At 31.3% G+C, this 1,191-nt stretch carries 2 protein-coding genes; both read left to right on the top strand.

Annotated features, from left to right (window positions below):
• The coding region (locus OYV_RS03970; protein WP_042068409.1) for an Hsp70 family protein at nucleotides 1-380 on the top strand (380 nt) is incomplete at its 5' end.
• A gap of 151 nt (nucleotides 381-531) precedes the next feature.
• Nucleotides 532-1,191, top strand: a 660-nt coding sequence (locus tag OYV_RS03975; protein WP_042068410.1) for a DnaJ domain-containing protein, incomplete at its 3' end; no start/stop codon positions are given.

Raw genomic sequence — 1,191 nt, forward strand, 5'->3', positions numbered from 1 at the left:
TGATTAGAGAAGCTGAAGAAAATGCTGAGGTAGATCGTGTGAAAAAAGAAAGTATTGATGCGCGTAATGAAGCAGAAAATATGATTTTCCACACTAAAAAATCTTTAGAAGATCTAAAAGCTGACGTTACACCAGAAGAAAAAGACAAAGTTGAGACTCAAATTAAAGAATTAGAAGAAGCTCTAAAAGGAGACGATACTGCTTTAATTAAAGAAAAAACTGCAAGTCTTACTAAAGAATCTCAAGGAATTGCAATGAAAGCTTACCAAAAAGCTCAAGAAAAACAAGCACAAGAAAAAGGTACGCAAGAAAACACTACTGCTAAAAATGAAAAACCTCAAGACGAAGTAGTAGACGCTGATTTTGAAGAAAAAAAATAATCAACAATAAAAACAAAACTAAACAAAAACAAACAAAAAATATACAAAAAAATATACAAATACAAAAACAACCACAAAAAACAAACTATAAAGAATAATGAAATCAAAGGAAAAGACCCCTTAGTTTTATTATTAGGAGAAGTTAGCTACAATGACAAAAAAAGATTATTATCATATTTTGGGTCTAGATAAAGACGCAAGTCCTGAGGACATCAAAAAAGCTTATCGTAGTCTTGCTAAAAAATATCATCCTGATATTTCCAAAGAAGCTAACGCCGAGAACAAATTTAAAGAAGTTCAAGAAGCTTATAGTGTTTTAGGAGATGCTTCTAAAAAAAGTAATTATGATCGTTTTGGTGATGCTTCTGATAACGGTTTTTCTGGCTTTGGTGGTGGTGGTTTTGATGGTTTTGATTCTTTTGGGGATTCTTTTTTTAGTTCCTTTGGAGATATTTTTGGTAATCAACAAACTAAAAAACCTTCTTATGATAAAAAAGTAGAAATGACTATAAGTTTTATGGATGCTGTTTTAGGAGCTAACAAAACTATTGAAATTACTGTAGAAGCTGATTGTAGAGTTTGTCATGGTAAAGGAGCAGTTTCCAATCAAGATGTTATTACTTGTAAACGTTGTGGCGGAAATGGACAAATTATTACTGAGCAAAGAACTTTTTTAGGTAATATTCGTTCTCGTCAAGTTTGTCCTAATTGTAGTGGTAAAGGACAAGAAATTAAAAATAAATGTTATGCTTGTCATGGACAAAAACGTCAAAAAGTTAAGCAATCAGCTACCTTTAATATTCCTGCAGGG

It is taken from the genome of 'Chrysanthemum coronarium' phytoplasma, assembly GCF_000744065.1.
Lineage (GTDB): Bacteria > Bacillota_I > Bacilli_A > Acholeplasmatales > Acholeplasmataceae > Phytoplasma > Phytoplasma asteris.